General features: G+C 66.5%; 14 protein-coding genes. 6 read left to right on the forward strand and 8 right to left on the reverse strand.

Annotated elements, in window-relative coordinates:
- Positions 1–7 precede the first annotated feature (7 nt).
- The 3 genes from DVH29_RS01135 to DVH29_RS01145 all read right to left on the reverse strand — a co-directional run bounded on the left by DVH29_RS01135 (position 8) and on the right by DVH29_RS01145 (position 4,269).
- Complete coding sequence (locus DVH29_RS01135; RefSeq protein ID WP_114644301.1) at positions 8–988, reverse strand: DUF808 domain-containing protein; 981 nt, start codon at positions 986–988, stop codon at positions 8–10.
- A 65-nt stretch (positions 989–1,053) separates the two neighbouring features.
- A complete protein-coding gene (glyS, locus tag DVH29_RS01140; protein ID WP_114644302.1) occupies positions 1,054–3,090 on the reverse strand; it encodes a glycine--tRNA ligase subunit beta in 2,037 nt (678 codons plus the stop codon).
- A 159-nt stretch (positions 3,091–3,249) separates the two neighbouring features.
- The gene (locus DVH29_RS01145; RefSeq protein WP_114644303.1) at positions 3,250–4,269 is read right to left on the reverse strand and encodes a polyprenyl synthetase family protein; all 1,020 of its coding nucleotides are present in this window, start codon (positions 4,267–4,269) and stop codon (positions 3,250–3,252) included.
- A gap of 157 nt (positions 4,270–4,426) precedes the next feature.
- Here DVH29_RS01145 and DVH29_RS01150 point away from each other — a divergent pair, with 157 nt between their 5' ends.
- Positions 4,427–5,134 carry a tRNA1(Val) (adenine(37)-N6)-methyltransferase gene (locus tag DVH29_RS01150; RefSeq protein ID WP_158541517.1) on the forward strand — a complete coding sequence of 236 codons (708 nt, stop codon included), beginning with the start codon at positions 4,427–4,429 and terminating at the stop codon, positions 5,132–5,134.
- A gap of 108 nt (positions 5,135–5,242) precedes the next feature.
- Entirely contained in the window at positions 5,243–5,470 is a 228-nt protein-coding gene (locus DVH29_RS01155) for a hypothetical protein (protein ID WP_114644305.1), read from the forward strand.
- 8 nt (positions 5,471–5,478) lie between these two features.
- Here the strand turns inward: DVH29_RS01155 and DVH29_RS01160 are convergent, their stop codons facing one another.
- Together DVH29_RS01160 and DVH29_RS01165 are read right to left on the reverse strand one after the other, a co-directional pair.
- Positions 5,479–5,745: a Txe/YoeB family addiction module toxin gene (locus DVH29_RS01160; RefSeq protein ID WP_114644306.1), complete on the reverse strand. Its 267-nt coding sequence runs from the start codon at positions 5,743–5,745 to the stop codon at positions 5,479–5,481.
- Entirely contained in the window at positions 5,742–5,996 is a 255-nt protein-coding gene (locus DVH29_RS01165) for a type II toxin-antitoxin system Phd/YefM family antitoxin (RefSeq protein WP_114644307.1), read from the reverse strand. Before DVH29_RS01165 ends, DVH29_RS01160 begins: the two co-directional genes overlap by 4 nt.
- Before the next feature lie 150 nt (positions 5,997–6,146).
- Here DVH29_RS01165 and DVH29_RS01170 point away from each other — a divergent pair, with 150 nt between their 5' ends.
- From DVH29_RS01170 to DVH29_RS01185, 4 genes are all read left to right on the forward strand, one after another.
- Entirely contained in the window at positions 6,147–7,052 is a 906-nt protein-coding gene (locus DVH29_RS01170; RefSeq protein ID WP_199562504.1) for a glycine--tRNA ligase subunit alpha, read from the forward strand.
- Between the two features lie 66 nt (positions 7,053–7,118).
- The gene (locus DVH29_RS01175) at positions 7,119–7,676 is read left to right on the forward strand and encodes a LemA family protein (RefSeq protein WP_114644309.1); all 558 of its coding nucleotides are present in this window, start codon (positions 7,119–7,121) and stop codon (positions 7,674–7,676) included.
- A gap of 4 nt (positions 7,677–7,680) precedes the next feature.
- A complete protein-coding gene (locus DVH29_RS01180; protein WP_114644310.1) occupies positions 7,681–9,570 on the forward strand; it encodes a DUF2207 domain-containing protein in 1,890 nt (629 codons plus the stop codon).
- A 4-nt stretch (positions 9,571–9,574) separates the two neighbouring features.
- Positions 9,575–9,913: a YnfA family protein gene (locus tag DVH29_RS01185; protein ID WP_114644399.1), complete on the forward strand. Its 339-nt coding sequence runs from the start codon at positions 9,575–9,577 to the stop codon at positions 9,911–9,913.
- A 6-nt stretch (positions 9,914–9,919) separates the two neighbouring features.
- Here DVH29_RS01185 and DVH29_RS01190 read toward each other — a convergent pair whose 3' ends face one another.
- The 3 genes from DVH29_RS01190 to DVH29_RS01200 all read right to left on the reverse strand — a co-directional run bounded on the left by DVH29_RS01190 (position 9,920) and on the right by DVH29_RS01200 (position 14,252).
- On the reverse strand, positions 9,920–10,789 hold the full coding sequence (locus tag DVH29_RS01190) for a 4-(cytidine 5'-diphospho)-2-C-methyl-D-erythritol kinase (RefSeq protein WP_114644311.1): 870 nt from the start codon (positions 10,787–10,789) through the stop codon (positions 9,920–9,922).
- Positions 10,789–12,492 carry a tetratricopeptide repeat protein gene (locus DVH29_RS01195; protein WP_158541518.1) on the reverse strand — a complete coding sequence of 568 codons (1,704 nt, stop codon included), beginning with the start codon at positions 12,490–12,492 and terminating at the stop codon, positions 10,789–10,791. The genes DVH29_RS01190 and DVH29_RS01195 overlap by 1 nt, the downstream gene beginning before the upstream one ends.
- A gap of 107 nt (positions 12,493–12,599) precedes the next feature.
- Positions 12,600–14,252 carry an electron transfer flavoprotein-ubiquinone oxidoreductase gene (locus tag DVH29_RS01200; protein ID WP_114644313.1) on the reverse strand — a complete coding sequence of 551 codons (1,653 nt, stop codon included), beginning with the start codon at positions 14,250–14,252 and terminating at the stop codon, positions 12,600–12,602.
- Positions 14,253–14,284 lie beyond the last annotated feature (32 nt).

A 14,284-nucleotide genomic window follows, 5' to 3' on the forward strand; every position in this document is an offset into this window, starting at 1 on the left:
CCCCCGATCAGTGCACGGCCGGCTTGTTCTTGCGGAACAGGGCGAGGAGCGGGGCGATGAGGTGTTCTGCGACAGGGATGAGGACGAAGCCGAGAACCACACCGAGCACGCCGTAGAGGAAGGCCTCGGTGAGCCAGTGGACGGCGCCGGGCAGGACCGGGGCGATGGATTCCACCGCATGGGCGGCGGCGAGGATCATGTGCTCGGACCAATCGAACCCCATGCCGGCGAGGCCGTGGACGATGATGCCGCCGCCGACCCAGAGCATGGCGGCGGTGCCGACCACCGAAAGCGTCTGCATGAAGCCGGGCATGGCCTTGACGATGAAGCGCCCCAGGGCGCGGACCAGGCCGGTGCGGGCGTTGCTGGCGAGAAAGACGCCGAAATCGTCGGCCTTGACGATCAGCGCCACACCGCCATAGACCACCGCCGTGATGCCGACGGCCACGACGAAAAGGACCAGCGCCTCGTTGATGATATTGCTCTCCGGGATAGCGGACAGCGCGATGGTCATGATTTCGGCCGAGAGGATGAAATCGGTCTTGATGGCCCCGGCCACCTTTTCCTCTTCCAGCGCGGCGGCATTGGAAGGGCCGGGCTCGACCACCGCTTCATGGCCATGGGCCTTGTGCGGGGCGAGCATGCCGTAGAGTTTTTCCGCCCCTTCATAGCAGAGATAGGCGCCGCCCAGCATCAGCAGGGGCGAGATGAGGCCGGGCAGGAAGACCGACAGCAGCAAGGCGGCGGGAAGCAGGAAGATCAGCTTGTTGCGGATCGAGCCCAGGGCGATCTTGCCGACGATGGGGATTTCGCGATCGGCGGAAAAGCCATGCACATAGCGCGGGGTGACCGCCGCGTCGTCGATTACCGCGCCGGCGGCCTTGGCGCCCGCCTTCACCGCCTGTCCAGCGATATCGTCCAGCGAGGCGGCGGCTACCTTGGCCAGCGCCGCAACGTCATCGAGAAGGGCAAGCAGGCCGACGCTCATGGTGTTTCCCCCGGATTGGCCATCCTACAACCGCCTGATCGCCGTCCGGTTCCCTGCGGTTCCTTTTATCCCGCCACTTTACCGAAATCGGCGACCTTGTGCATGGTGTCGCGCAGACGGGCGAGCAGATGCAGCCGGTTGGCGCGGATCGCCGGGTCGGGATCGTTGACCAGCACATGCTCGAAAAACGCGTCGACGGGTGCGCGAAGGCCGCCCAGAACGGCGATCGCCCCGGCATAATCGTCGCCGGCCAGCCGGGTTTCGAGATCGATACGGGCCAGATCGACGGCCGAGGCGAGGACCTGCTCCTCGGGAACAGCGAGCCTTCCCCCCTCGACGGTCCCGTCATAGGTGGTGCCGTCCTTTTTTTCCTCGGCGGCGAGGATGTTGGCGGCGCGCTTGTAGCCGGCGAGCAGCGCCTTGCCGTCCTCGGTATCGAGCAGGGACGACAGCGCGGTGACGCGGGAGACGATCTGCAGGATGTCGTCGCTGTCCTCGGCGATCACCGCATCGACCAGATCATGGCGCGCGCCGGCATCGCGGAGCGAGACCTTGAGCCGGTCGTGGAAGAAGGAGAGGAGATCGCTATCGGTCACGAACTGGCCGAGGGGCAGGCGCAGCCGGTTGTCGGCGATGAGCCGGATCACCCCCAGCGCAGCGCGGCGCAGGGCATAGGGGTCCTTGGAGCCGGTGGGCTTTTCATCGATGGCCCAGAAGCCGGTGAGGATATCGAGCTTGTCGGCCAGGGCCACGGCGATGGAGACCGGCTCGGCCGGGACGCGGTCGGAGGGGCCGAGCGGCTTGTAGTGATCCTCGATGGCGGCGGCGACCTGGGGCCTTTCGCCCTGGGCCAGCGCGTAATAGCGGCCCATCAGCCCCTGGAGCTCGGGGAATTCGCCGACCATGCCGGTGGGGAGATCGGCCTTGGACAACCGGGCGGCGCGGCGCGCATCCTCGATATCGGCCCCGACCAAAGGCGCGATGCGGGCAGCCAGCGCCTCGATGCGGGCCACGCGCTCGGCCTGGGTCCCCAGCCTCGCGTGAAAGACCACGTCCTCGAGGCGCGAGAGATTGTCGGCCAGCGGGGTTTCGAGATCGGTTTCGTAAAAGAACTTGGCGTCCGAAAGGCGGGCGCGGATGACGCGCTCATTGCCCGCGACAATGGCTTTACCACCATCCTCGGCGACGAGGTTGGCGGTGAGGATGAACTTGTTGGCCAGCTTGCCGGTGCCGGAATCGCGCAGGCAGAAGCACTTCTGATTGGCGCGGATGGTGGCGATGATCGCCTCCTCGGGCACCTCGAGAAAGGCGGGATCGAACGAACCCATCATCACCACCGGCCATTCGACGAGGCCGGCCACCTCTTCGAGCAGGCCCTCATCGGCGATCAGCTCGAGCCCCTGGGCGAAGGCGAGCTGTTCGGCATCGGAGCGGATGATCTGCTTGCGCCGGTCGATGTCGAGGACGACCTTGGCCTTTTCCAGCGCCTGCACATAATCGTCGAAGCGCCGGACCTTGATGGGCTGGGGCGCCATGAAGCGGTGGCCGAAGGTCTGGTTGCCCGAGGCGACCGTATCGAGGGTGAAGGGCACGATCTCAGGCTCCTCGCCTTCCGGCCCGAAGGTGGCGGTGACGGCGCGGAGCGGACGCACCCATTCCAGCCGCCCGGAGCCCCAGCGCATGGGCTTGCCCCAGGGGAAGGATTTCACCACCTGAGGCAGGATGTCCTTCAGGATCTCGATGGCGGGGGCGCCCTTTTTCTCGATCACCGCGACGTAGAAATCGCCCTTCTTAGGATCGGACTGGATCTTGGCCTCCTCGATCGAGGCGAGCCCGGCACCGCGCAGGAAGCCATCGATGGCCTGCTGGGGCGCGCCGACCTTGGGGCCCTTGCGCTCCTCGCGCGTGTCGGGGGAGGCGGGCGGCAGGCCGGTCACCGTGAGGGCGAGGCGGCGCGGGGTGGCGAAAGCGCCGGCGCTTTCATAGACGAGGCCATTCTCGACCAGCGCATTGGTGACGGCCTTTTTGAGGTCTTCGGCAGCGCGGCGCTGCAAACGCGCCGGAATTTCCTCGGAGAAGAGCTCAAGCAGCAGTTCGGGCATGGTCGGATGGCCTTGAAACGGACGGATCGTGCGGGCCGAACGGGTAACAGGGGAATGAGGAAATGTCCATTATTGCCGAAGCTCGGCGCCCCCCTCATCCGTCCGCTTCGCGGCCACCTTCTCCCACCAGGGGAGAAGGGAAGATCGCCGCTGGCGGGATCAATAGGCGCGGGCGGTGCAGAATTCGGGGACGTCGAAGAGGATATCGCGGCCGGGGGAGGCGGGAACGGCAAGGAGGGCGGCGCGGGCCGCCTCGGCGTGGGCTTCGGCCTTGGCCATGGTCCGCCGCAAGGTGTCGTGGCGGGTGAGGATGGCGGTGATCCCGGCCAGTTCGGCCGCGCCGGAGGCGGGGTTGCCCAGGGCCGAGCGGATGATATCGCGCTCGGCGGGCGAGCTGTCGCGCAGGGCGAGGATGATGGGGAGGGTCATCTTGCCCTCGCGCAGATCGTCGCCGGTGTTCTTGCCCAGGGCGCCCCCTGCCCCGCCATAGTCGAGCACGTCGTCGACGAGCTGGAAGGCCATGCCGAGCTCGCGGCCATAGGTGGCAAGCGCGGCGCGGGAAGCGGCCGAGGCGCCGCCGGCCATGGCGCCCACTTCGGTCGCTGCCTCGAACAGGGTCGCCGTCTTGGCGTGGATGATCTTTTCGTAATCCTCGGCGGTGGTGTCGAGATCGCCGGCCTTGGCGAGCTGGTATACTTCGCCCTCGGCGATGATGGCGGCGGCGCGCGACAGGACGCCCAGCGCTCCGAGATCGCCGGATTCGACCATCATCAGGAAGGCCTGGCCGAGGAGGAAATCCCCCACCAGCACCGAGGCCTGATTGCCCCAGATGGTGCGGGCGGCCGGGCGGCCGCGGCGCATGTCGCTTTCGTCCACCACATCGTCATGGAGCAGGGTGGCGTTGTGCATGAATTCGACGGCGGCGGCGAAGCGCACGTCGTTGCCGTCCGCATCGCCGAACAGGGATGAGGAGGCAAGGGTGAGCATGGGGCGCAGCCGCTTGCCGCCGGCATCGATCAGATGGTTGGCGATTTCGGGCACCATGTCGACCGGACTGTCGGAGCGCGAGAGAATCAGCCGGTTGACCGCCTCCATGCCCGGAGCGGTCGCGGCGATCAGGTGATCGATCACCGCCGAAACATCCCGGGCGGGCTTGTGCGCCAGATTTTCAACCGCCATCGGCGTTCATTCTCCCCGGCGGGCCGCTAGCCTCGCCGAATACACTCGTCTAGAACTGATCGGGCCCGCAACCGGACCCCTCGCCATGTCGGTAAACCAGCCGCCCGGATTTGTAAAACACCAAGAACAGAAAGCCGACGCCTTTCTGGGTGGCAAATTGTCCGTTGTCCAGCCGGAAAAGGGGTTCCGGGCCGGGCTCGACTCGGTGCTGCTGGGCACGAGCGTGCCGGCGGGGTGCGCTTCGCTGCTCGATCTGGGGGCCGGGGCCGGGGTCGCGGCGCTCTGCGCCCTCGCCCATCACGAAGGGCTTTCGGGCACGCTGGTGGAAACCAATGCGCAGATGGCCGAGCTGGCGCGGCACAATATCGAAGCCAATGGCCTTGTTCCCCGGGCCCGGGTGGTGATGGCGAGCGCCACGGCCAGCGGGGCTGAGCGCAAGGCCATGGGGCTGGGCACCGACCATTTCGACGTGGTGATCGCCAATCCCCCCTTCTTCGAGGCCGGCACGCGGGCGCCGGACCCGGCGCGGGCCGCGGCGCGACATACGGATGGGGAGGTTTCGGCCTGGGTGCGCTCGGCGGTATCGTGCGCCCATGCCAAGGGCGTGGTGATCTTCATCCATCTGGCGCAGGAACTGCCCCAGTTGCTGGCGGCCTTTGCCGCGCGCATGGGGGCGATCACCGTACTGCCCATCGCCCCGCGCCCGGGAGCGGCGGCGACGCGGGTGCTGGTGAGGGGCCGCAAGGGCAGCAAGGCGCCGTTGCGGCTGCTGGCGCCGCTGGTGCTGCATGGCGCGCATGGGGATGGGTTCGCTGAACCGGTGGAGGCGATTCTGCGCGGACGGGCCGTTCTGGACTGGCACTGAGGGCACGGCATGCCTAAATGGGTGGGCACCGCACGCAACACCGAGGACACTCGATGACCGCATTTATCCAAGCCAGAATCGCAGCGCCCGCGATGGGGCGAGTCTAGCATGGGATTGTCGACGCTGGTCGCCCTGCTGGTTGCGCTGCTGATCGGGCTGGGGGTGAAATCGATCGCGAAGGACTGGCGCAAGAAATTCGCCGAGGACGACAAGGCGGCCGAACAGCGCCGCCGCGCCCAGATCGAGCGCAACAAGGCCGAGGTGAAATCGGGCGGTGTGGTCGAACTGGAAAAGGGCGATGACGGGGTCTACCGGCCCAAGCCGGGATCGGAGTGACGGGCGGGTCAGTAGTGATAGCGCAACTGGGCGATCTCCAGCGATTGCGCCGCCCCGATGCCGGTGACCCGATAGACCAGGCGATGCTCCCTGGTGATGCGCCGCGACCACCAGCCGGAAAGATCGCCGCGCAAGGGCTCGGGCTTGCCGCGCCCCTTGAAGGGATGGCGGGAGCATTCGGCCAGCAGCGCATTGATGCGACGCACCATATCGGGATCGGCCTCGAGCCAGTATTGATATTCGGACCAGGACTGGGCCGAAAACACCAGCCTCACGGCTTTGCCAGCTCGCGCTCTACCCCGCGCCCGGCATCGAGCTCGGCGATGGAGCCGCGCAGCGCGCGGGCATTGGCCGGGGACGACAGCAGGTGCAGGGTTTCCTGGATCGCGGACCAGTCTTCCATGGACAGGACGACCACCGCCTCGCCCTTGCGGCGGGTGACGATGACCTCCTCATGGTCGTTGATGGCCCGGTCCATGACCTCCTTGAGGTTGGCGCGGGCGTCGGTATAGGTGAAAACGGACATGGCAGGCTCCTAACCGGCTCATATTGTACCGGATACTGTACAAGTCAAGCCGAGGGGAGCAACTTGACCTCCCCAGCGGCCCAAACTAGGGTCGCGCCGCTTCCCATTGATGGTTCCGGATAGACGATGACCGACGCCCTTGCGCCTCACATGGACCCCAAGAATTCGTTCCAGGGGCTCATCCTGACCTTGCAGAAATTCTGGGCGGATCAGGGCTGCGTCATTCTCCAGCCCTATGACATGCAGATGGGCGCCGGCACCTTCCATACGGCGACGACGCTGCGCTCGCTGGGGCCCAGGCACTGGAAGGCGGCCTATGTGCAGCCCTCGCGCCGGCCTACGGATGGGCGCTATGGGGAAAACCCCAACCGCCTGCAGCATTATTACCAGTTCCAGGTGATCCTCAAGCCCTCGCCTCCCGATATCCAGGAGCTCTACCTGGCGTCGCTGGCCGCCATCGGGCTCGATGCGAAACTGCACGATATCCGCTTCGTCGAGGACGATTGGGAAAGCCCGACCCTGGGGGCCTGGGGGCTGGGCTGGGAATGCTGGTGCGACGGGATGGAAGTGTCCCAGTTCACCTATTTCCAGCAGGTGGCCGGGTTCGAATGTTCGCCAGTGCCCGGCGAGATCACCTATGGGCTGGAGCGGCTGGCCATGTATGTGCAGGGGGTCGAAAACGTCTATGACCTCAATTTCAACGGCCGCGAGGGCGCCGAAAAGGTCACCTATGGCGATGTGTTCCTGCAAAACGAGCAGGAATTCTCCAAATACAATTTCGAAGCCGCCGATACCGCCATGCTGTTCCGGCACTTCAAGGATGCCGAGGACGAGTGCAAGGCGCTGCTCGCCATGGGCCGGACCGAGGACGGGCGGCAGACGCTGGCGGTGCCAGCCTATGAGCAGGTGATCAAGGCCAGCCACACCTTCAACCTGCTCGACGCGCGCGGGGTGATTTCAGTGACCGAACGGCAGAGCTATATCCTGCGCATTCGCGAACTGGCCAAGCTGTGCGGCGAGGCCTGGTTGCAGACCGCAGGCGGGGGCGCCGCTTAAAGCATTGATATCGCCATGGTTCGATGCCACTCTCGCCCGCATTCGAGGCGAGAGGACCGTCGAGCTATGGAATGGATCATCGTGCTGCTGATCGTGGCCGCGGCCGGCTATGCGATCTATGTCTACAATACACTGGTGCGGAACCGCCAATTGGTGGAAGAGGGGTGGTCGGGGATCGACGTCCAGCTCAAGCGGCGCGCCGACCTCATCCCCAACATGCTCGAAACGGTCAAGGGCTATATGACCCATGAGCGCGAGACCCTGCAGGCGGTGACCGATGCGCGCGCCGCGGTGCAGGCGGCGCAGAACGGCACCCCCGGCGAGCGCGGACAGGCCGAAGGCATCCTCTCGGGGGCGCTGGGGCGGCTGTTCGCGGTGGCCGAGGCCTATCCCGACCTCAAGGCCAACACCAATTTCATCGAGTTCCAGACGGCGCTGCAAACGGTCGAGGACGAAATCCAGCTCTCGCGGCGTTATTACAACGGCGCGGTGCGCAATCTCAACGTCGCCGTGGAATCCTTTCCCTCCAATATCGTCGCCGGCATGTTCCAGTTCAGGAAGGCCGAATATTTCGAGCTCGACAACGAGGCCGACCGGGCGGTGCCCGAGGTCAAGTTCGGCTGATCCCATGCCGTTTGTCCGCTTTCTTGCCGCGCTCGTCCTCCTCATCGGGCTCGGCACCCCCGCACTGGCACGCGAGGAAATCCGCTCCTTCGACATATTGCTCGAGGTGCAGGCCGACGGATCGGTGCGGATCACCGAGACGCTCGCGGTCAATGCCGAGGGCAACGAGGTCCGCCGCGGCATTTTTCGCGACATCCCCAACCGGCTGGCCGGGGACGGGGGGCGGCAGATCATCGTGCCGATCCATGTGGAGGCGGTGCGGCGGAACGGCGAGGCCGAGCCGTTCGAGGAGGAAGGGATCGATGGCGGGCTGCGCATCAGGATCGGCTCAAGCGACCGGCTGCTGACGCGCGGCGTGCATGAATATGAGATCGTCTATACCGTCGAGCGCGCCGCGCGGCTGTTCGAGGATTTCGACGAGTTCTACTGGAACGCGACGGGCAATTACTGGGCCTTCCCCATTCTCTCTGCAGAGGCGACGGTGCGCCTGCCGCAGGGGGCGCGGATCGGGGAGATCAATGTCTATACCGGCGGCCAGGGCAGCACCGGGTCCGACGCCCGCATCGCGCGCGCCGGCGCCGATACGGTGGTGTTCACCACGACGCGGCCGCTGGCGCCGCGCGAGGGGATGACGGTTTCGGTGGCCTTCGCCAAGGGCGCGATCGCGGCGCCGGAGGGGCTGGACGCGGCGCGCTACTGGCTGTCGGACTATCGCGACTATGTGGTGCCGGCCCTGCTGCTCCTCGTCGTCCTCGCCTATAACGGGCTGGCGTGGCTCAATGTGGGGCGCGATCCGAAAAAGGGCGTGATCTTTCCGCGCTTCTATCCGCCCAAGGGGTTCTCCCCTGCCCTCGTCCACTATGTGCACCACATGGGATGGCGCGATTCGGGATGGCTGGCCTATTCCTCGGCGCTGGTCTCGCTGGCGGTCAAGGGACTGCTCGAATTCGACAAGCAGGGCAAGAAGACGTCACTGCGGCTGACCGGCAAGGAACCGGACGAGCCGCTGTCGCCGGGCGAAGCGGCGATCTTTGCCGACCTCAAACACCTTTCCCCGGTCACGATCGACAAGAAATCGGGCAAGGCATTCGGCGACAGCCGCCAGCGCTTCGTCGACGTGCTCGAACGGGAAAACCGGGCGCTCTATTTCAACAACCACGTGATCTACACCATTTTCGGCGTGTTGCTGGGACTGGGCGCCTTGGCGGTTATGGTGGTATTTGAAGTGCTGCCGCCCCTGTTCCTGTTCGGCGCCGCCTTTGCCGCCGTCTTCGTCTCGCTCATCGGGCTGGGCGCGCGGTCGCTGTGGCAGGGCAAGGGGTTCGGGCGCATCATCGCCTTCGGCATGTTGGGCATGGTCGTGGTCAATTCCGGCTCCATGGTCATCGATTTCTTCGATTTCAGCTGGATCAACTTCCCGTTCGTGGCGGCGATCACCATCATCGCGGTGACACTGATCTTCGGCATACTGATGCGCGCACCCACCGTGCATGGGCGCAAGGTGATGGACGAGATCGAAGGCTTCCGGATGTATCTCGAGACCGCCGAGAAGGAGCGGCTCAACTTCACCGGCGAGCCGGAAATGAGCGTGGCCCGCTATGAAACCATCCTCCCCTATGCCATGGCGCTGCGGGTGGAAAAGCCCTGGTCGGAGCGCCTGCAGGGCGATCTCGAACGCAACGCCATCCGGGACGCCGACAAGAGTTACGCGCCGCACTGGTATCATGGCGGCAATTTCTCCTCGGGCAGCTTCACCAGATCGATGAGCGGAGTGGCGGCGGGATTGTCGAGCGCCATGGTCAGCGCCCAGCCGGTGCAGGCCTCCTCCTCGGGCACCGGCGGGGGCGGGTTCTCCGGCGGTGGCGGCGGGGGCGGCGGCGGCGGGGGCTGGTAGGGCCATGCCGGTGCAATTTTCGACCCTCGCCCTCTATGGCGCGGCGGCGCTGGCCGAAATCGGCGGCTGCTTTGCCTTCTGGGCCTGTCTACGCAACGGGCAATCGGCCTTGTGGCTGGTTCCGGGCCTCGTGCTGCTCGCCGCCTTCGCCTGGCTGCTGACCCTGGCGCCGTCCGACCATGCGGGGCGGGCCTATGCCGCCTATGGCGGCATCTACATCACCGCTTCGCTCCTGTGGCTGTGGCTGGTCGAGGGCCGGGCGCCCGACCACTGGGACCTCCTCGGAGGTGCCCTGGCGGTGGCGGCGGCGGGCATCATCCCCTTTGCGCCCCGGGCCGGGTAGCGCCGATCAGGCCGCGAGCAGCGGGGTGGCGGCCACCCAATAGGAGGAGAAGCCGGCGCGCAGGTCGTGGGCGGCCTGATGGGCGGCGGCGGCGCTGCCGTAAAGGCCGAAACAGGTGGCGCCGGAGCCGGACATACGGGCCAGCACGCAGCCCGAAGTGGCGGCGATCACGGCCACCGTGCGGGCGATGGCGGGAACCAGCGCGGTCGCGGGCGGCTGGAGATCGTTGCGGGTATCCTCCAGCCACAGGGACAGCATGGCCGGGCGATCGAGCCGGTCCGGCAGGGCGGGCATGGGCGGATTGTGCTTGTGCGCGAGCTGGCGGAACACTTCGGGCGTCGAGACCGCCTCGCGCGGATTGACCAGTACCAGATGCATGGGCGGGAAGGAGGCGAGCGGGCGGATGATCTCACCGATCCCGCTCACCTCGCAGGGACGCGAGAGCAGGCACATGGGCACGTCGGCGCCCAGTTCGGCGGCAAGGGCGAAGAGCTCGGCATCGGCGGGCCGGGCCGAAGCCATGGCGGCGAGAAGGCGCAGCACGGCGCCGGCATCGGCGGAGCCGCCCCCCAGCCCGGCGGCCACGGGAAGATGCTTTTCCAGCGTGATCGCCACGCCATCGGGCAGGGTTCCGGGGAAGCGGGCGCGGAATTTCTCCAGCGCCCGGATGGCGAGATTGGAGCGGCCGGAGGGCAGGTCGGCGCCGAACGGGCCGGACATGGCGAGACGATCGGACGGGGCCGGTTCGGCGGTCAGCTGGTCGGCGAGCTCGGTGAACACGCAGAGCGAATGGAGCAGGTGAAATCCGTCCGCGCGGCGTCCCACGACATGCAGGGCGAGATTGACCTTGGCGGGCGCCGTCTCGCTGAGACGCATCAGTCGCCGATCGGCGCGTCGGGATCGAGTCCGTTCACCAGCTTGGGCCGGGCCCGCTCGGCGACATCGCCCTCGTCATCGACCGAAATGGCGATGCGCCACTGGAACATGGCCTCGCGCTCCCGCCCGGCGCTCCAATAGACATCGCCCAGATGGTCGTTGATCTCGGCATTGGCCGGCAGGATGCGGGCGGCCCGCTCGAGGGTGGCGATGGCCTCCTCGATGCGGTCGAGCTTGTAGAAGGCCCAGCCGAGGGAATCGATGATGTAGCCGTTGCGCGGGGCGAGCTCGACGGCGCGCTCGATCATGGCCAGCGCCTCGGTGAGGTTTTCGCCGCGATCGACCCAGCTATAGCCGAGATAGTTGAGCACGTCGGGATGCTCTGGATTGAGGTCCAGAGCGGCGAGGAAATCGGCCTCGGCCGCGCCCCAATGTTTGGCGCGCTCATAGGCGATGCCGCGTACATAGTAGAAGCGCCAGTCGCGCGGACGCGGCGGATCGAGCCGGTCGATGATGCCGGTATAGGCCCGGGCGGCCTCGGCCCAGCGCTGGTCGTAGCGCAGCAGGTCGCCCAGGACGCCATAGGCTTCCTTGTTCTCGGGATAGGCGGTGATGAGATTTTGCAGGCGCGAGATCGCGATGTTGCGGTCGCCTTCGAGATCGTAATTCTCGGCGAGGCGGATGAGGGAGGTGACATGGAGCGGGGAGCCGGCCGGCACCGAGGCGAACAGCTTGTCCGCGTCCTCATAGCGCCCGAAGGTGGAGAGCAGTTCGCCCAGGGTGAGGGCGATGACCGGGGAATCGGGGTCGAGATAGGCGGCGAGCCGCAACAGGCCCACGCCCAGTTCGATCGATCCGTCCTGGGCGAGGGCGGTGCCCAGGCCATGCAGCATTTCGGCGGCGCCCGCCTGGACGTTTTCCGCGAACAATCCCGGCCTGCGCCCGGCGGCGACGTCGGCGCGCAGGGAATCGACCACCGGATGCTCGACGCCTTCCTCGGCAAAGGAATCGAGAACCGCCTGCGCATCCTCGAAGCGGCCGGCATTGGCGAGGATGCGGATATTGGCCTCGGCGATGCGGGGCACGAAGGGGTCCATCTCGCGGGCCTGGGTGGACAGCGCGATGGCGGCGGCACGGTCGCCACCGAGATCGGCCATGATGGCGCGGTGGAAGAGGAGGAAGTCCTCAAAGCCCCCCTGCCCCAGCGTCTCGAGGATGGCGTTGGCCTGGCTGGTGCGACCATCGCCCACCGCGGTCCAGGCCCGCATGATGCCGGCGGTGACCCCGATCAGCGAGGCCTCGGGGACGCGGGACAGGATCTGCTCTGCGGAAGTGTAGCGGCGCTGCTTGAGGGCGACGGCGCCCAGGGTCAGCCGCGCCAGTTCGTCATTGGGATTGAGGTCGAGGACGTGCTGGGCGATGCTTGTGGCATCGTTGATCTGCCCGGCCAGCAGATAGGCGAGGAAGGTCTGACCCACATAGATGGGATTGTCCCATTCCTTTTCGGCCGCCTGCATGAAAAAGGACGCCGCGCGCCGGGCTTCGAGATTTTCAAGCGCGGCCAGTCCGGCGAGATAGGCCCCCACCGCGCTAGTGTTGCGCGGGCCTAAAATGCTCGTCTGCGCGCTTGCCGACATGGCGAAGGGCACGCTGAGCGCGAGGACGATCAAGGCACAAAGCGGCCGCACTATCAGGTTTCGCACGTTGGCTCCCGAACTCCTGGCAAAGGCAGCCCCTTTCGGAGCCATGACTTTCGATAGCCAAACTTGGCAAGAATGTCGATTATGCGGCAAACGAAATGTCGTGACCGTCACATGCCCGAATAGTTGGGGCCCGAGCCGCCCTCGGGGGGCACCCAGGTGATGTTCTGGGCCGGGTCCTTGATATCGCAGGTCTTGCAGTGCACGCAGTTCTGCGCGTTGATGCGAAAGACCGACGCGCCGCCCTCCTCGACCACCTCATAGACCCCGGCGGGGCAATAGAGCGGCGCCGGCTCGCCATAGCGGGGCAGGTTGTCGCGAATCGGCAGCTCGGGGTCGGCGAGCAGCAGGTGGACGGGCTGGTCCTCGTCATGGGCGATATTGGCGCGATAGACCGATTCGGTTTTGGCGAAGGCGATTTTACCGTCAGGCTTAGGGTATTGGATCGGGGTGACCTCGGACAGCGGCTTGAGCTTGGCGAAATCGGGGGTGTGGGTGACGAAATTGCCCAGCACGGAGATTTTCGCTAGCGAGGACACCCACATATCGGCGCCCGCCAGCCCGACGCCGAGAACGGTGCCCAGCTTGCTCCACAAGGGTTTTACGGCGCGGACGGGGTAGAGGTCGTCGCGGATGCCCGAGGCCAGAACGGCTTCGTCGAGGGTTTCGATCGCGTCATTGGCGCGGCCGGCATCGATGGCGGCGGCGATCTCGCCGGCGGCGGCCATGCCGGAGCGGATGGCGTTGTGGATGGCCTTGAGGCGCGGGACGTTCATGAAGCCCGCCGCGCAGCCGATCAGCGCGCCGCCGGGGAAGGTCAGTCGGGGGATGGACTGCCAGCCGCCCGAGGTGAGGGCCCGCGCGCCATAGGAAAGGCAGGTGGCGCCTTGCAACAGCTCGCGGATCGCCGGATGGTGCTTGAAGCGCTGGAACTCGCCATAGGGCGAGAAGGTGGGGTTGTCGTAATCGAGATGGCTGACCAGCCCCAGATAGATGCGGTTGTCGCCGGCATGGTAGCAAAAGCCGCCCCCGCCGGTGGAATTGCTCAGCGGATAGCCCATGTAATGGGTGACCTTGCCGGGCTTGTGCCGGGCCGGGTCGATCTCCCAGATCTCCTTGATGCCGAGCCCGTATTTCTGCGGCGCGCGGCCGGCGTCGAGGCCGAATTTGGCGATGAGGCGCTTGGCCAGCGAGCCCCGCGCCCCTTCGGCGATGAGAGTATAGCGGGCGCGCAGTTCGATGCCGGGGGTGAAAGTCGGCTTGGGCGTGCCGTCACGGGCCACGCCCATGTCGCCGGTGAGGATGCCGAGGATCTCGCCCTTGTCGCCGGTGAGAAAATCGACGGCGGCGGTGCCGGGAAAGATGTCGACGCCCAGAGCCTCAGCCTGTTCGGCCAGCCAGCGGCAGAGATCGCCCAGGGAGACGATCACCCCGCCCCGGGTCTTCATGATGGGCGGCAGCAGCAGGTTGGGGAAGGCGATGGCCCCGGTCTCGGTGAGGTAGACGAAATCGTCCTCGGTGACGTCGGGACCGACGGGGGCACCCTTTTCGCGCCAGTCGGGGATCAGCGCGTCGAGGCCGGCCGGGTCCATCACGGCTCCCGAGAGGATGTGCCCGCCGATATCGGCGGCCTTTTCCACGACCACGACCTCGAGATCGGGCGAGCGCTGCTTGAGCGCGATGGCGGCAGAGAGGCCGGCCGGGCCGGCGCCGACGATGACGACGCCGGTTTCCATAGTCTCGCGTTCGATCTCGTCGGTCATGGCAATGTTCCCAAGTGAGGTGGAAGCCTATA

The organism is Pelagibacterium lacus, from assembly GCF_003345525.1.
GTDB lineage: Bacteria > Pseudomonadota > Alphaproteobacteria > Rhizobiales > Devosiaceae > Pelagibacterium > Pelagibacterium lacus.